This is a genomic window from Paraburkholderia sp. SIMBA_030, from assembly GCF_046535245.1.
In the GTDB taxonomy this organism is placed as follows: domain Bacteria; phylum Pseudomonadota; class Gammaproteobacteria; order Burkholderiales; family Burkholderiaceae; genus Paraburkholderia.
Genome location: NZ_JAWRXB010000550.1, coordinates 1 through 271, shown reverse-complemented (window position 1 = coordinate 271; position 271 = coordinate 1). Strand labels below are relative to the sequence as shown.

The following is a 271-nucleotide window of genomic DNA, read 5'->3' as shown; positions in this document are numbered from 1 at the left end:
CAGGCGAGCTTGCCGTTGTTCGAACCGTTCTGCACGGCCGTCTGCATGAAGCCGAGCAGCTGCGCCTGCTGGATGCCGGCGACATCACCAGTTGCGACGACGTTTGTCACTGAAGCGGTGTGCTGCGTATCGCTGAGGTCGGCATCGACGAAGTACAATGTACCCTTGGCCGTATCCACGGCCGGCGAATTGGTGGTGTTCGAGGCTTCGATGATGGAATCGAAGCTGCCGATACCGAACAGGCCGGTCGACAGAACCGGAGCGTCGTTCG

Annotated in this window: 1 protein-coding gene; it reads right to left on the bottom strand. The window is 60.5% G+C overall.

Annotated features, from left to right (window positions below):
- Window positions 1–271, bottom strand: a 271-nt coding sequence (locus SB772_RS41160) for a hypothetical protein (protein ID WP_410838669.1), incomplete at both ends; no start/stop codon positions are given.